Raw genomic sequence first — 15,189 nt, 5'->3', positions numbered from 1 at the left:
ATCCGTTATGCCCGACAGTATCCAGACCCCCAAATGGCACCGCTCGGCGGAAAGACGCCGCTTCATCCTGGTCCTTCTCATCCTTATCCCCTCGGCAATGGCCAGCGCCTATGTGGGGTCGGTCCTGCCGCAAAAGGGTTCCACGCTGCTGGAACTGGCCATCGTCGCCGTCTATTCCATTCTATTCGCATGGATTTCCGTCGGGTTCTGGACGGCCATCATGGGGTGCTTCACCCTGCTGCGGCGCTACGACCGTTTCACGGTAAGCCACGCCCTGGCCGAAGCCGAACGCACGGCAGCATCCAGACAACTGCCGCGCACCGCCGTGCTTTTTCCCATCTGCAACGAGGATACGCCGAGGGTCATGGCCGGAGTCAAGACCACCTACCTCTCCCTGCTGCGGACTGGGGAGGCGGATCGGTTCGACATCCACATCCTGAGCGACTCCGGCAGCGCGGACAAATGGATAGAGGAAGAGTCCGCCTGGGCCGATCTGGTCAGGGAACTGAACGCGCAGGGGTGCATCTTCTACCGCAACCGCAAGGTCAACCTGAAGCGGAAAAGCGGCAACGTTGCGGACTTCTGCCGCCGCCACGGCAAGGACTACACCTACATGGCGGTCTTTGATGCGGACAGCGTCATGGCCGGGGAAACCCTCGTGGCCATGGCCCGCATCATGGAGCAGCGGCCAAAGATCGGCATCCTGCAGACAGCGCCAGCCTGTTTCGGGCGGGATACCCTGCTCGGGCGGCTCCAGCAGTTTGCCAACAGGGTGTACGGCCCCATGTTCACGGCGGGATTGTCCTTCTGGCAATTGGGCGACGCCCAGTACTGGGGGCACAACGCCCTGATCCGCATCGATCCCTTCATGCGCCACTGCGGCCTGCCGAGGCTCAAGGGCAAACCACCGCTGGGCGGCGATATCCTCAGCCATGACTTTGTTGAGGCGGCGCTGATGCGTCGGGCGGGCTGGGGAGTCTGGCTCGCCTTCGACCTGCCCGGCAGCTGGGAGGAATGCCCGCCAAACCTGCTCTCCGAACTCAAGCGGGACCGCCGCTGGTGCCAGGGCAACCTCCAGCATCTGCGGCTACTGTTTTCCGAAGGTCTCTTCCCGGCCCACCGGGTCCTGTTTCTCAACGGTGCCATGAGCTATGCCTCGGCGCTGCTATGGTTCCTGTTCCTGATGCTTTCCTCGGTGGAGGCGGTGGCCCAGGCCCTTGTCGGGCCGAGCTACTTCACTGCCACCAAGTCTCTGTTTCCGACATGGCCGGTGTGGCAACCCCTCTGGGCCCTGGTCCTGCTGGCCACCACCGGTGTGTTGCTCATTCTCCCCAAGCTGTTGAGCTACCTTCTAATCCTGTTCAAAACCCGTCAATCGCACCTGTTCGGCGGGCCGGTTCGCCTGCTGGCGGGCATTGTGCTGGAAGTGACCTTCTCCGCACTGCTGGCACCCAACAGGATGCTCTTCCACAGCAAATTCGTCTTCATCACCCTACTGGGCAAGAAAATAGGCTGGGGATCACAACAGCGGGACGACCGACCCACCACCTGGTGGGAGGCGACCAGATACCACATCGGCGGCGTTTTGTTCGGCATCGTCTGGGGCGGCATTGTCCGGCTCTACTCACCGCTCTTTTTCTGGTGGATCACCCCCATCGTGCTTCCCCTCGTACTGGCCATCCCCCTTTCCGTGCTCACCAGCCACGACAGCCCGGGCCGCAAGCTGCGCAAATGGAAGCTGTTGCTCATCCCCGAGGAATCGGCCCCGGCACAGGAAATCCGCGACGTGACCCAATTCACCGCACAGAGGGAGTCTGCCCCCACCCCGTGGGGATTGCCGCGCCAGGCCGGATTCCTGCGGGCCCTGCTCGATCCGGGCGTAAACGCCTTGCGCCGAAGCCTGCAAGGACGCTGCCCGGCTCCGCTTTCCCCAGCCACGGCCGCCAGCCGTGACCTATTGGTGGAAAAGGTGCTGCAAAACGGTCCCGACGATCTCGCCCAAAACGAGCAACAGATTCTCCTCCGCGACTCGGAGCGACTCCTCCACCTCCATCAACAGGCCTGGACCATCGAAAACGGCGCCCCCCGCCAACGGTGGATAAAAGCACTACGCGGGAAATATTCACAGCCGTTATGAACCGGCACAGTAGGGGGCAAGAACTCCCGTTGAAAAATAAAGAGGCCACCCAATTGGGTGGCCTCTTCAATCTGACCTGCTCCCATGAAATAGGTCCACCGACAATGTGAGTTTTCCGGCGAAATCGACTATCAGAAAGTAGGAGGATTTCGTCGTGAAGAAATCAAGGTACACAGAAGAACAAATCGCCTTTGCCCTACGCCAGGCCGAGCATGGGACTCCCGTGAAGGAAGTGATCCGCAAAATGGGGATCAGCGAGCAGACCTTCTATCGCTGGAAAAAGAAGTTCGGAGGCCTCGGCACCAGCGAGCTTCGCCGTCTGAAGATGCTCGGAGAGGAAAACCGCAAGCTCAAGCAGATGGTAGCGGATTTGAGTCTCGACAAAGTCATGCTTCAGGACGTGCTGTCAAAAAAGCTCTGAGGCCTGGTCGTCGTCGGGAGTTGGTGGACCACCTCCGGGTCGATTATGACGTGAGCATCCGTCGGGCATGCCGCATCGCACTCATATCCCGGTCGCTGTATACTTACCGACGAAAGAGCGACGATCAGGCCGAGCTCCGCATGAGAATTTGTGAAATTGCCGCAACCCGAGTTCGATATGGTTATCGGCGCATTCACGTCTTACTTTGTCGAGAAGGCTGGGAAATCAACCACAAGCGCGTATACCGCCTCTATAAGGAGGAGGGACTGTTGCTCCGCAGCAAACGCCCCAAACGCATCGTAAGTGCTATGCACCGTGAAAAAACAGAAAGCGCAACGCGGCCCGATGAGGTGTGGTCCATGGACTTCATGAGCGATGCTCTTTTTGATGGCCGTAGGCTCAAGCTGATGACGGTGGTCGACAACTATACGCGGGAAAGTCTGGCCATCAAAGCCGGCCAGGGTATTACCGGTGAGCAAGTGACCGAGGTACTGGAAAAGATAGCCTGTGATCGCTCGCTGCCAACTCGTATCAAGTGCGACAATGGACCGGAATTCACATCAAAGGCCTTGGATAAATGGGCCTATGAACACCACGTTGAATTGGACTTTTCCAGACCGGGAAAGCCTACAGACAACGGATATATTGAATCTTTCAACGGTCGTTTCAGAGACGAATGCCTCAATGTGAACTGGTTCTTGTCTCTGGAGGATGCCCAGCGTAAAGTCGAGGCATGGCGACGGGACTATAATGAGAGTCGTCCTCACTCGTCACTGGGCAACCTGACACCCATTGAGTTCGCCATCCATTCCGGGCAATTGCCCGGAATGGATGGGCTGGAAAGACGCCGGGAACTCACACAAGCCCGGACCTAAAACGGGGGCATCTCCAAATCGGCGGGAAGTCTCTACTTTGCAATGGACTTACTTTACGGGGACTTTACACAAGCAATTGCGCCTGGAAAAGATCGAGCAGCGAATAGAATGGTTTGTCCGAGAGCGTTCGCAAAGGGGAAGCGCCAAGCTCCCCCTCCGGGCATCGCGCCTGCTGCGCGCAGTCTTTATGGAAGGACAGGTCCCCAGGGGCCAGGCACCCGAGATTCTCAATACCAGCGAGACCTCATCCCGCAGGATCGTCCGGCAGCTCCTGGACGAGGGGCTATTGACATCCGAGAGTCATCGCGCGCCTCTCAAAGTGGCATTCTCCATGCGTGTCATGCCGTACTATTTCCCCTCGCTGTACCGCCCGGATATTCTGGGGCCGGAATATGTTGAAATGCTCGGTTCGGGTTTGCCTGATCGCTAGACGTCGCTACTTTGCTTTGGCCTATTTTATGGGAACATTACAGATGCGATGGTGGATCAATCTGAAGAAGAGATGACATTAGGACAGAAGGTCTATTCGGCTAAAGACCAATCATAAACAGCAATTAAAAAGGAAGTTTTTACTAGCAGCGAAAAGGCTACCAGTAAAAACTCCCTTTTGATCAGCGCATCCACTGTTTTCGGCGTTTTTTACTTCGCTTCCAACAACGGTCATAAATATCACTTCGCGGGATGTCATCCCAAGCGTTGGGTAACATCGTCGCGTTGCGCCGTGCACGAACAAATCTCTTCGGATACGCAAAAGAGTAACGGCGCTCCTGTTGAGTCTTAGGACGTTTGTAGCAATCAAACCACTTACCACCAATCCCAGGAATTGGGTCTCGACGAAAAACCATTGAAAACCTCCGATGTTAATGATCGGAGGGTGTCGAATACGTATAGAGAAAACATGGAGACTCCTTGAGCAAAATTCAGTGTAAATGCACAATTTGCCACCACAGCACGGTCCGCAGGGGTCCAGGGGGCGGCAGCCCCAGGCCGGTCCTTGCCCCGCCCCGGAGGGGTGAGAGGGGCTGACTGATTCACAGGACAGGGAAAGCTTGGCCGCGATCTAGGTTGCACGCATTTCACCTCCCCCCCGCTCGCGCTCTCACTGAAACTTTACTTCTTTTTAGAATGGCTTTTCTTCAAGATGCTATGCAGCCAACCTAACCCTTAAGTATTTTTCAAGCTCTAGGCAGGTAACAACTTTGGGAGCTAAAATACGAGTACAATCACCACCATTTAAATGCACTGATTCTCGACACTTCTTAGAACATCTTTTCAAAAAATTAGGTATCCGCGTGTAAAAATTTACCCAAAACCATTTTTCGTACTTTCCACGAATGTAGTTACGATGGTCCTCGTTAGCTAATTGCGATGTCATTTGATGAATCACAGCTACGGGGACAAATGGAGCCTCACCTTCAAACTCATTCTTTTCCAAGGCTCGAAGGATCTCTTTTTTTCTTCCGCGTCTACGAATTAAACACAAATCATCATTAATCGAGAAAAAATTGTTGATATTCATATCATTGAATATAAACTTTAAACCACGCTTACGGGATGAGATTGCCAAGCCGATTATCGGTCGAACACCTTTTACAAATCGGGAAAACTCTGAGTTATATTTCTCAATCAATGTAGGGATATCACAATGCTCAACAGCAAAATAGTCGACTAGAACTTTTTTGAGCATATCAGCTGTAAAAACGTAATTTTCAAAAGAATAATATTTTGTTTCAAAAATATCACCAGGTAAAAAGTATTCATTATTGACATAGGGATCTAAATCTTTATCAACAAAAAAGAGCTGTAGGCTGGACAATTCAGCCCTCTTCTTAAGTAACTCATAAATACCAATCACATATTTTTTCCCTTTACACACAATTGTTTCTATGAGCACCTCGCCTCTAACTTTTCTTTCAATAAAATTGCCATAAAATGAGGAGTCTTCAAAGCCCTCATAAAAAGCAAAAATTTGCTTTCTTGATTTTACTCGAATTTTGTATTTCTGATAAATCCCCTGAATCTTCAACTTGTCGGATTTCATAAAGTTAGTATAGCTAGTCATTTTCACGTTCCACCATACACTCTTCCGCAGAAACAACGTAAGAACTTAGTTCATTATCGAATATAAAAGGAGAGTGAGTTACAGAGAACACTCCTGCACAATGACTTAAGTTTCTGATATCGACTAAAAAAGATTCCTGCCAAGGTACAGACAATGAAAGTTCGGGTTCATCAATAAATACTACAAATTCATTTTCATAAAAAAATAAATTTGTAAAAAGAGATACAACTTGTTTTTCCCCAGACGACAAATTGTCGAAGTCTATCTGACGTTTACCATCTGTAAAAATATTTATTACAAAATTCTCATTATCAAATACAATGTCCTTATTAACAAGGTACTTATTGCACAGATTTATATAGCTGTATATTCGCTCTTCTTCTTTAATCTGCTCCGAGTAAGCTCTGTAGATCCCATCAAAAAAAGACAATTTTACTTTATCATGAAGAGATAACCTTTTTTTATTCTTCATGTTATAAATATCTTTTTCTAATTTTTGCTTATCATAGTCTGACAGTACTCTATCATCAACCCTTCGCAATGTAGCTTCAATTGTATCAGTATTAAATTTATGTAGCGAGCCTTTACTGGCTGTAAAATGCTCTCTTATTGCTTCTTTAAAAAATGACGTTGTGAGGGTATGTAATTTGATTCGAAAATCTTCACCAAGTTTTTTTGTCAACGTAGTCAACCTGTCCTGCACGTCTTCCATTCCGAAATTGACTATTGGATGTTCTTTTAGATGATTTTTGACGGCGGAATGAGACTCCTCATTTAACCTCAAAATTGAATCAAGCCTTTTCTCGATCCGCCTATACGTTGGTAGGAATATAGGATCGAAATTAACGGCTTTCGAAAAATTATTTTTTTGGATTGCGAAAAGATTAGCCTCTTCAGTATCCTCGCAGGGTCTAGCCATTTTTTTCAAGTACATAGAAAGCAGTTGGTAAGGAATTTTCTTTTTTAAGGCAATCCTTCGTATTAACCCCATGTCATGAACCAAATCGTTCACATTATACTTTTGTAAAATATCGTTTATTTTTAATGTAAATGACGAGCTAAATCTCCATTTTCCTAAATCTATTTCATACGATGGCATCATTTCATCGATCTCATCATGTTTCAATTCGTACCTTACACCACCGATGAGTAATTCGATCGAATAAAAATCATAATCTAGCAACCTTCTCCAGTCTCCGGAAACATAGTAGTAAAAAATTTCGAGAACTGTGCTCTTCCCGGTTCCATTTTCTCCTACAATAATCAGAGTATTTTCTTTTATCTCTACACAAAAGTCATAGATTCCCCACAAGCCCTGAATACTCAATTTTGAAATTTCAATATTCACATTTCACCTTCATTCTTCATTTTGCCCAGATATTCATCTCAACGTGTTACCGACAGCGTAAGTCCTATTAGCATATAATTTACAGCATTGTCTCATTTTGCGAGCGAGGGGCACATGTGGGGCATTTTGAATTCCCCAAGGAACAAACAGGAAAAAGGCGGCCAGAGAAAAAACTCTCTAACCGCCTATTTTTATTCTGGTACCAGGGGAGGGACTCGAACCCTCACAGTATCGCTACCGGCGGATTTTGAGTCCGCTGCGTCTACCAATTCCGCCACCCTGGCGTGGAGAGAGTTTCATAGGGCAGCCTGGGGGTTCCTGTCAATCTTCTTGTCACATCATACACATGGTGCTAGCACCTTTGCACAACTTTCGCCGTCAAAGGATGTGCATGATGCCGCTTGGTTCCATCGTCAATGCCCTGGCCATTATTGCCGGTTCCGTGTTGGGGTGCTGGCTCCAGTCCCGTTTTCCGGAGCGTATCCGAACCATTGTGTTTCAAGGCCTCGGGCTGTGCGTCCTGCTTATCGGCATCCAGATGGCGCTCAAGGTCGACAACATCCTTATCGTCATCTTCTCGATCCTGCTGGGCGGCATTACCGGGGAACTGCTGCGGCTCGACACCCTCTTCGAACGGCTCGGCAACCGGTTCAAGGCCATTATCAAATCCGAGAACGCCCAGTTCACCGATGGTCTGATCACCGCCTCGCTCATCTTCTGCATCGGTGCCATGGCCATTGTCGGCTCGCTGGAGGAAGGCATTCGCGGCAACACGACCATCCTCTATACCAAGGCCATTCTTGATGGTTTCGCCTCCATAGCCCTGGCCGCCTCATACGGCTCCGGCGTCCTCTTTTCCTTCATCCCGGTCTTCCTCTACCAAGGTTCCATGACCATCGGTGCCGGATTCTTCCAGCAATATTTCTCTGACATGATGATTGCCCAAATCACGGCCTGCGGCGGCCTGCTTATCATCGGCATCAGCATCAATCTGCTGGAAATCAAGGAAATTCGGCTGGCCAACCTGCTCCCCGGCCTGGGGTTCGTCGTCGTGCTCACGGCCATCTTCGGATAACGACACACGCCTTGAAAGCTTCGGGCAAGCCGGCGACCACTCGTCCATGGACACCCGAGTGCTCTACCGCAAGCTGGCAAACGTTCTTCGCCCGGCACAACTGAAAACGGGTCACCCCACGGCCTTTTCTGGGCATGATCTCCTGCGCCATAGCCCATCGGCTCCATGCCGTCTTGCTACCGCAATCCGCCGTCATCTTCATTCTCTAAGGATCAAAGACTATTACGCGATGGCCGGAATCCATCTCCCTCAAAACGAGTAAGGCCTTTCTGTTCCCCCTATGCTCCAGGCGGCGGGACCAGCGTGGGTGAAACTGCCTGCCGGGTTCACCGTTACATGGCCGACCGTCTAGGACGGCGCCACCCTGCCCACACGTTGGGCAAGGCTGAACTGACCGCTGTATATAAGCGATAAAAAGAAAAGGCAGAGGCAGAGAAGGAAGCCGCCTGCGGCGGGATGGCCGAATGATTTCGCCTCCGGCGGCTCAAGGGCTATACCCTTGAGAATCCCTGGCTCGCCTGCGGCGAAAGGATATGAAAAAGCCCTGGGAGATGGACTTCCAAGGCTTTTGTCTGGATAAAAATTCTGGAAACGCGGCTATTTGGCAGCCGAACCGGAACATCCGGTGCAGGCGCGCAGTTTCTTTAGTTCGATATCCGCTTCCAGCACGATGATCTCGTCCTCGGATTCGATGTGATTGCTCTTGATGGCGTAATCGATCACATCTTCCAAGATCTGCTGGGCCTCTTCCGTGGTCACGAACTCGCCCACCATGGCGCGCTGGAACTCGGGGCGATCAAATTTCTTGGCCCATTCATTCTGCTTGAACTGGTCCCAAAGGCCTATGCCCGGAATATCCACCGGCTTGTCGATCTGGCGCAGCTGCACTTCCCACTGGGTGTACTGATATACGTCGTCCAGGGTCTCGGCCGGTTCGCAGGAATGGACCTTACTGGCCTGGAAAGACAACACCGCCTTGAAGCCGATCTGCAATTCCTTGAAGAAACGGCCAAAGACGTCGTGTCGGGACGCCTCCACTAGCAACTCTCTGAAATCCTTTGCCATTGATCTCTCCTTTATCGTCCGTTCAGGCTTTTCAGGCGCATAGTTCCCCAATTCACGCACAAATTCAAGGGGATTTCCGGGCCCGGCAGGCTCAGTGGCCCAAAAAACCGATAATCAACGGCATGGTGGCAGCGGAAATAAGGGTCTGCACTGTGATAATCGAAGCCATGAGGTGATGGTCCCCGCCCATCTGCCGAGCCAGGATAAAGGCGGAGACGGAGACCGGAATGGCCGTATAGATCAGCCCCGCGTTGCGGACCACTGGGTCCAGCCCCAGGACCAGTGCCAGCATGAAGGCGACCAGCGGCAGGGCGACCAAATGCGCAAACGAAGTAATGGCGATCGGAGCGGCCTGCCCCTTCAGCTCCCGAACCTGCAACCCCGCGCCCACGGCAAGCAGGCCCATGGGCAGCGCGGCTTTGCCGAGGATGACCAACCACTGCTCGATCACGATGGGCAATCCCACATGAAATCCATTGAGCGCAAAGCCGACCACGCAAGACAGAATAAGCGGATTTTTCACCAGCTGCACCAGGGTACGTCCAAGCCCGCCGCCATTGGAGCCATGACGCCCCAGCACGACCACGCAGAGCACGTTGACCAGCGGCACCAGCGTCAGCAGCGCCACGCCCGAATAGGTCATCCAGTTCGGCCCCAGTAACGCAGCGGCCAGCGAAAGCCCCACATACGAATTGGGCCGGATGGCTCCCTGAAACACGGAAGTGAAGCCGGGACCGTCCATGGGCAGTCCCTTGCGCAGCACTATCAGCCCCCCGGCCACCACGCAGACCGCCACAAACAGCACGGCCGCCAGCCCAAAGGCCGAGGCATCGTACGTCCGGCCGGAAAGCCCGGAAATCAACAGCGCGGGAAACAGGACATAGTAGGTGAGCCGCTCGGAGACAGGCCAAAAGCCAACGGAAGGAAAATCCAGGCGGTTCAGGACAAAGCCGAGCAATATGAGCGCAAAGATAGGCGCGACAGCAAGCATGACAACTGACATGGCCGGGACCCTACGCCCGGCATCCCGGTAAAGGCAAGGGCATAAAAGACGTGGGTACAGAGCCTGTGAATGCTTAGGGACCTGCGGGAAAAGGTTATTGAGCTTCGCCGTAAATATTGCCGGTGCCGTTACAATTGAAAATTAGGACAAAAATGGTGGGCAGTCCGGCAAGCGCCCTCCGGAGTCGGCATTACTTTCCGCCAGCCGACTGTTGCGCCAGCTGCGCCTCTATTTTGCGCTGCATTTCCTCAAGAATGGCCCCGGCTTCATCCTCGATAAACGGTCCTTCGACAACCATGGGCTTGTTCATGAGACGTGCGCACTCGTGGCTGGAGATAAGCGTTCTGGGCCATTCTCCATAACGATTGGCCGCCTCATAAAGGCGGTCGGCGCTCAGGGCATAGACAACCCGTCCGATACCGGCCTTGAACATGGTGAACATGCACATGGCACAGGGCTCCATGCTGGAATACAACGTGGAAGCGGCCCTGAAGCTGGGATCGTCGTAATACTTGTGGCAAAACCGTGATGCGAGTAAGGATTCCGCATGTTTTGTATGGTCTCGCATGGCGTAGGCCGTATTTTCCTGCGTCATGACCACCGCGCCATCCGGACCGGCGATAACGGCGCCAAAAGGCCCTTCGCCTTTCTGGACGGACTTTCTGGTTATTGCAATGGCCTGACGAAGGTTGGCCAGATCCACTGGGGAAAGTGATCCGCCTTTTTCTTGATTGGATGCTGTATCGACCATCAGTTGTCCTCCAATAACTACCTGATTATTCAAACTAGATGGCGTGAATCAGAAAAGATGTCCAGTTGGTTGACAAACAATTCACAGAAAATAAAGCACTAGGACGTGCATGGAAGGAATCCCTGTTTTCCACCCTTTTCCAATACGGATAGCAGCGACCCCGCTGCGAACATGAATACTGAAGAGGAGATCATCACCAGAAAAATCCCCTCCGAATGATGACAGCAGACCGCAAGCTCTTCCGGGGAAACATTTTACCAGGCATTTCCGAACTTCAACAAGGTTGATCCCACTCCATGTCACACGCCGCCACCGAATCCAGCAGTATATACTCCTACCCCTTCATTGCGTTATGTCTTATCGCCTTTTTCGGCTTCGGCAACATCGCCGTGTTCTACAATTTTTATAGCTATCTCGGAGAGATCGGCATTTCACCGGTATGGCGTGCATGGCTGCTGGCTCTGCAACCGTTGGCGGCCTTCGTCCTGCGCCCCGTCGTCAGCCCATGGCTCAATGGGTCCAACGGAGCGAATGTCGTCTGCGCCAGCCTTGTCCTGAACGGGATCGTACTTCTGCTGTACCCCCTGGCGACGGGAGTAGCGGCCCTGTTTGCAATCCGGGCCCTGCACGGGGTGGCCTTCGTCTTCCTTGTTTCAGCCAGTCTTGCACTTCTGGTGGAGTTGATTCCCACGGAAAAAAGCGGCGCCATGTTCGGCATCTTCACCCTGAACACGCTCATTCCCTTCGCGGCTGTTCCTCCGCTTATTGGTTGGCTGCTTCCGCACGTGGACGGCATGGGAACCATCTATTCCTGGTCCGCCGTCGTTATCCTGCCATCACTGCTGCTGATGCTGCCGCTCAGGAACCGTCACCACAAAGGGACGACCATTTCGTCTGTCGCCAAGCGACCTTCATGGATACAGATCCGAAAGAATCTGGCGACACCGGGGCTGGCCATCATCATGGCCGCCAATTTCTTTACGTACATGACCACCACGCTCCTCTTCTATTTCATGAATGATTACGGTTCGGCGATACATCTGGAAAACCCGGGCTACTTTTTCTCTATCTCTCTTGGAGGAACCATTATCCTCCGCGTCGTGGGCAATATGATTTTTGACAAGTTCGACCAACGGAAGCTGCTCATGGGGTCGCTGCTTGTTCTGGCAATGAGCTGTGGCGCATTTATGGCGGCTCCGACACCACAACTCTTTCTCGCCTGCGCCTTTGTGTATGGCGGCTCACTCGGATTCGCCCTTCCGCTCCTGCAATCCATCATGTTCAGAGTCTCGACTCCGGCCATGCGGGGCCTGAATGCCAACCTGATGTTGACGGCCACGGATGCGGCCTATTTTGCCGGACCGTTTGCGGGCGGGGTCCTGCTCTCGGCCGGAGTTCCATTTACGGGACTGTTCATGGTGGCGGCTGTCCAGGGCATAGTGGCACTGATCTGCATTCTGGCAGTGCGCAAACCGGAGGAGCAGCCTTCCTGGCCTTCAATTCGACACAGCACGCCGTAGACAAAAAAAGAGGGAGCCTCTTGGCTCCCCCTGTATGTCGATTCTATTTGCCGCCGCTTATTCCGGCACGGTCTCCATGGACGCCCACTTGGGTTCGTGGAGGGGCAGGATGAAGTCCGCCATATCCTTGGACTTGAGCAGGATGTCGTAGGCTTCGTTTGGGCCGGTGTTGGTTCCCGGAGGAATGACCTCCATCTCCATGGCCTTCACTTCCTTGGGTGGATACAGATTCTCCAGGATGGTGCAGAATCCGCAGATGAGCACGGTCCCCTTTTCGGTATCGATCTTGACGGACATGCCGCCGGGCGTGTGGGCCGGTGTATGAATCATGGTGATGCCGGGCACGACCTCGGTGTCCTGGTCGATGGCGATGATCTGGCCGTTGTCCTCCACGTCTTCCACGTAATCTTCCAGGTAGCGGAAATCCAACGGATGCGGATTGTGGACGTGTTCCAGCTCCAACTCATGCACGTAGACCTTGGCGTTGACGCACTTGTAGTCGTTTTCACAGTGGTCGTTGTGCAGGTGAGTGTGGATGACGATGTCGATGTCCTCAGGCTTAAGGCCGTATTTGGCCAGCCCTTCCTCGAAGGTGTAGATGTGGCCGCCGATGGCCTTTTCCCGCTCTTCGGAGACAATGGGCTGCATCTCGCCAGTATCCACCAGAATGTTCTTGTCCCCGCCCTCTATGTACCAAGTATAGATGGGGATGGTGTACGGCGTGCCGTAGTCATGCTGGTAGGTCATCATGCCCTTGTCGAAAACCTTGGTCCCCATGCACAGGGGGTGAATCTTGTATTTCATGGCTCTTCCTTGCGGTTGAGATTTGACGAAACGGAAAACCGCCCGTGGCTACAATGTATGCCTCCGGGAACAAAAGTCCAGAGGAGCGCCCGGAATCAAGCCGCTAGAGGATGATACCTACCACCGCTCCGGTCATGAGCGTTGCCAGGGTGCCGGAAATGATGGACCGCCAGCCCAGGGAAACCACCTCGCCCCGACGCTCCGGGACCATGATGGACAGGCCGCCGATCATGATGCCCAGGCTGCCCAGGTTGGCGAACCCGCACATGGCGTAGGTCATGATGACCCGGCTCCGCTCGCTGAGTGCCCCGGCCGGGAGCTTGGCCAGGTCCATGTAGGCCAGAAACTCGTTGAGCACGGTCTTGGTGCCCATGAGCGACCCGGCGGTTTGAGCCTCGGACCACGGAATGCCGATCAGCCAGACAACGGGGCTCATGATCCACCCCAGTACGCGTTGCAGGGTGAGCGGACCGCCCGCCACATCGGGCAAAAAGGCGAGCAGCGAATTGCACAGGGCCACCAGTGCCACCAGAACCACCAGCATGGCCGCCACATTGAGCAGGATATTGATGCCGTCGGCCGTACCGTGGGTTACGGCGTCCATCACAGATGTGGCGGTGCGCGGCGGCACGGCGTGGCCGAGGGTCACGTCGCCGGTCTCCGGTATCATGATGCGGGAAATGACGATGGCGGCGGGTGCGGAAATGATGGACGCAGACAGAATCTGACCCATGGCATTGGGAATGACCGGGCCGAGAATGGAAGCATAGAGCACAAGCATGGTGCCTGCGATGGTTGCCATGCCGCAGGTCATGAGCGTAAACAGCTCACTGCGGGTCATGCGCGACAGATAGGGCTTGATGACCAGCGGAGCCTCGACCATACCGACAAAAATATTGGAGGCCGCGCCAACACCAAGAGCGCCGCCGACACCCAGCGTTTTTTCCAGCATCAGGGAGAATCCCCGAACCACCAGGGGCAGCACCCGCCAGTAATAAAGCACGGCGGAGATGGCGGACATGACGAGAATGATGGGCAGAGCCCGGAAGGCAAGGAGATAGGACGCACCGGGATAGGGCTCGGTAAAGGGCAACGCGCCGCCGCCCAGATAGCCGAAGACAAAGGAGGTTCCGGCCATGGTCGCCTTTTCCACGGCAAGGGCCAGCTCGTTGAGCCATAAAAAAAAACGGCCGAACAGCGGCACCTTGAGAAATACCAATGCAAACGCCAGCTGCAGCCCAACGCCGACGGCCACGCTCGTCAATTTTATCCTACCCCGCCGCTCTCCAACCAGCCATGCGAGCAGGATGAGGACGACCAATCCGAATGCGCTCTGCACCATATAATACCCCCTTTACAAGTCCTCTCGCGTAGTTACAGTTAAATATCACGAGAAGCAAGGTGGATGATGAAAAGCACCCACAGCAAGGACTTCCGGCCGGGATCAAAGGCCAATGACGCGGTATTTCTAATATACATGACTTGACCCACTTGAACGAAGCCGGTACTTAGCTGAATTATGAATGTATATTTCTCGCCATGGTCCAAAGACATTGGCTGGGGTGAGAGAAAATGAACAGATTCAGGGCGCTGCCGATAAGTTATCGACACCCCGACCTCAAATACGCTTTCTGAAGGAGATTGAGAATGGACGTGGAACTGGCAAAACCCTTCATCAAGGCCGCCATCGACGTTTTGACCACAATGGCCTTTGTCAGGCCACAGGTTGGCAAACCGTATGTGAAGAAAAACAACGTGGCAGCAGGCGACGTCACCGGCCTTGTCGGCATCACCGGCGAAAAGAACGGGAGTGTTTCCCTGTCCTTTTCCAAGGGGTGCGCGGTGGCAATCGTCAAAAACATGCTCGGCGACGAGATCCAGGACATCATGCAGGATGTACGTGATGCCGTGGGCGAGATGACGAACATGATCTCGGGTCAGGCCCGTGCAGGACTGGCGGAAAAGGGACTGGTTTTTCAGGGGTCCACCCCTTCGGTGGTCATGGGGGACAATCATACGATTTCCCACATGGCGAAGTCGCCGATCATGGCCATTCCCTTCACCACTCCCGATGGTGATTTCACTATCGAATTCTGCTTCGAATAGCCTGGACCGAAACAAAAAGAGA

13 protein-coding genes and 1 tRNA gene are annotated in these 15,189 nt (G+C 53.3%); 6 read left to right on the top strand and 8 right to left on the bottom strand.

Features of this window, described 5'->3' with window-relative positions:
* The first annotated feature begins 7 nt into the window (after window positions 1–7).
* The 3 genes from mdoH to ACI0FG_RS00640 all read left to right on the top strand — a co-directional run bounded on the left by mdoH (window position 8) and on the right by ACI0FG_RS00640 (window position 3,863).
* Window positions 8–2,137, top strand: coding sequence for a glucans biosynthesis glucosyltransferase MdoH (mdoH, locus tag ACI0FG_RS00650; protein WP_419786625.1), 2,130 nt, complete (start codon window positions 8–10; stop codon window positions 2,135–2,137).
* A gap of 154 nt (window positions 2,138–2,291) precedes the next feature.
* A protein-coding gene (locus ACI0FG_RS00645; protein ID WP_419785403.1) for an IS3 family transposase occupies window positions 2,292–3,433 on the top strand; the annotation gives its coding sequence in 2 pieces (ribosomal slippage) (window positions 2,292–2,556 and window positions 2,556–3,433; 1,143 coding nt in all).
* Window positions 3,434–3,620: 187 nt separating this feature from the next.
* Window positions 3,621–3,863, top strand: a complete 243-nt coding sequence (locus ACI0FG_RS00640) for a hypothetical protein (RefSeq protein WP_419786624.1) — start codon at window positions 3,621–3,623, stop codon at window positions 3,861–3,863.
* A 714-nt stretch (window positions 3,864–4,577) separates the two neighbouring features.
* Here the strand turns inward: ACI0FG_RS00640 and ACI0FG_RS00635 are convergent.
* The 3 genes from ACI0FG_RS00635 to ACI0FG_RS00625 form a co-directional block, all read right to left on the bottom strand.
* On the bottom strand, window positions 4,578–5,495 hold the full coding sequence (locus tag ACI0FG_RS00635; protein ID WP_419786623.1) for a DUF4435 domain-containing protein: 918 nt from the start codon (window positions 5,493–5,495) through the stop codon (window positions 4,578–4,580).
* Window positions 5,488–6,843, bottom strand: coding sequence for an AAA family ATPase (locus ACI0FG_RS00630; protein WP_419786622.1), 1,356 nt, complete (start codon window positions 6,841–6,843; stop codon window positions 5,488–5,490). Before ACI0FG_RS00630 ends, ACI0FG_RS00635 begins: the two co-directional genes overlap by 8 nt.
* 197 nt (window positions 6,844–7,040) lie before the next feature.
* Window positions 7,041–7,127 (bottom strand) — tRNA-Leu (locus tag ACI0FG_RS00625).
* A gap of 107 nt (window positions 7,128–7,234) precedes the next feature.
* On the opposite strand from ACI0FG_RS00625, the gene ACI0FG_RS00620 reads away from it, so the two are divergent.
* On the top strand, window positions 7,235–7,918 hold the full coding sequence (locus tag ACI0FG_RS00620) for a DUF554 domain-containing protein (RefSeq protein ID WP_419786621.1): 684 nt from the start codon (window positions 7,235–7,237) through the stop codon (window positions 7,916–7,918).
* 597 nt (window positions 7,919–8,515) lie between these two features.
* Here the strand turns inward: ACI0FG_RS00620 and ACI0FG_RS00615 are convergent.
* From ACI0FG_RS00615 to ACI0FG_RS00605, 3 genes are all read right to left on the bottom strand, one after another.
* Window positions 8,516–8,983 carry a hypothetical protein gene (locus tag ACI0FG_RS00615; protein ID WP_419786620.1) on the bottom strand — a complete coding sequence of 156 codons (468 nt, stop codon included), beginning with the start codon at window positions 8,981–8,983 and terminating at the stop codon, window positions 8,516–8,518.
* A 91-nt stretch (window positions 8,984–9,074) separates the two neighbouring features.
* Window positions 9,075–9,986, bottom strand: a complete 912-nt coding sequence (locus ACI0FG_RS00610; protein ID WP_419786619.1) for an AEC family transporter — start codon at window positions 9,984–9,986, stop codon at window positions 9,075–9,077.
* A 190-nt stretch (window positions 9,987–10,176) separates the two neighbouring features.
* A complete protein-coding gene (locus ACI0FG_RS00605) occupies window positions 10,177–10,737 on the bottom strand; it encodes a nucleoside deaminase (protein WP_419786618.1) in 561 nt (186 codons plus the stop codon).
* Window positions 10,738–11,033: 296 nt separating this feature from the next.
* Between ACI0FG_RS00605 and ACI0FG_RS00600 the strand changes: the two genes are divergently transcribed.
* Window positions 11,034–12,257, top strand: coding sequence for an MFS transporter (locus tag ACI0FG_RS00600; protein ID WP_419786617.1), 1,224 nt, complete (start codon window positions 11,034–11,036; stop codon window positions 12,255–12,257).
* A gap of 57 nt (window positions 12,258–12,314) precedes the next feature.
* Here the strand turns inward: ACI0FG_RS00600 and ACI0FG_RS00595 are convergent, their stop codons facing one another.
* Both ACI0FG_RS00595 and ACI0FG_RS00590 read right to left on the bottom strand, forming a co-directional pair.
* Window positions 12,315–13,061 (bottom strand): N-acyl homoserine lactonase family protein, encoded by a 747-nt coding sequence (locus ACI0FG_RS00595; protein WP_419786616.1) that lies wholly within the window; start codon window positions 13,059–13,061, stop codon window positions 12,315–12,317.
* 103 nt (window positions 13,062–13,164) lie between these two features.
* Window positions 13,165–14,403: a NupC/NupG family nucleoside CNT transporter gene (locus ACI0FG_RS00590; RefSeq protein ID WP_419786615.1), complete on the bottom strand. Its 1,239-nt coding sequence runs from the start codon at window positions 14,401–14,403 to the stop codon at window positions 13,165–13,167.
* Between the two features lie 305 nt (window positions 14,404–14,708).
* Here ACI0FG_RS00590 and ACI0FG_RS00585 point away from each other — a divergent pair, with 305 nt between their 5' ends.
* Window positions 14,709–15,167, top strand: coding sequence for a chemotaxis protein CheX (locus tag ACI0FG_RS00585; protein ID WP_419786614.1), 459 nt, complete (start codon window positions 14,709–14,711; stop codon window positions 15,165–15,167).
* Window positions 15,168–15,189 lie beyond the last annotated feature (22 nt).

Source organism: Pseudodesulfovibrio sp. 7M6 (assembly GCF_050058625.1).
Classification (GTDB): Bacteria; Desulfobacterota; Desulfovibrionia; order Desulfovibrionales; family Desulfovibrionaceae; genus Pseudodesulfovibrio; species Pseudodesulfovibrio salinus.
This window is presented reverse-complemented; position numbering and strand designations above follow the sequence as displayed.

What these genes read in the sequence shown, in the direction of transcription:
- mdoH (WP_419786625.1), top strand. Translation starts at nt 8, where the DNA reads ATGCCCGACAGTATCCAGACCCCCAAATGGCACCGCTCGGCGGAAAGA.
- ACI0FG_RS00640 (WP_419786624.1), top strand. Translation starts at nt 3,621, where the DNA reads ATGGAAGGACAGGTCCCCAGGGGCCAGGCACCCGAGATTCTCAATACC.
- ACI0FG_RS00635 (WP_419786623.1), bottom strand. Translation starts at nt 5,495, where the DNA reads ATGACTAGCTATACTAACTTTATGAAATCCGACAAGTTGAAGATTCAG.
- ACI0FG_RS00620 (WP_419786621.1), top strand. Translation starts at nt 7,235, where the DNA reads ATGATGCCGCTTGGTTCCATCGTCAATGCCCTGGCCATTATTGCCGGT.
- ACI0FG_RS00615 (WP_419786620.1), bottom strand. Translation starts at nt 8,983, where the DNA reads ATGGCAAAGGATTTCAGAGAGTTGCTAGTGGAGGCGTCCCGACACGAC.
- ACI0FG_RS00610 (WP_419786619.1), bottom strand. Translation starts at nt 9,986, where the DNA reads ATGTCAGTTGTCATGCTTGCTGTCGCGCCTATCTTTGCGCTCATATTG.
- ACI0FG_RS00605 (WP_419786618.1), bottom strand. Translation starts at nt 10,737, where the DNA reads ATGGTCGATACAGCATCCAATCAAGAAAAAGGCGGATCACTTTCCCCA.
- ACI0FG_RS00600 (WP_419786617.1), top strand. Translation starts at nt 11,034, where the DNA reads ATGTCACACGCCGCCACCGAATCCAGCAGTATATACTCCTACCCCTTC.
- ACI0FG_RS00595 (WP_419786616.1), bottom strand. Translation starts at nt 13,061, where the DNA reads ATGAAATACAAGATTCACCCCCTGTGCATGGGGACCAAGGTTTTCGAC.
- ACI0FG_RS00590 (WP_419786615.1), bottom strand. Translation starts at nt 14,403, where the DNA reads ATGGTGCAGAGCGCATTCGGATTGGTCGTCCTCATCCTGCTCGCATGG.
- ACI0FG_RS00585 (WP_419786614.1), top strand. Translation starts at nt 14,709, where the DNA reads ATGGACGTGGAACTGGCAAAACCCTTCATCAAGGCCGCCATCGACGTT.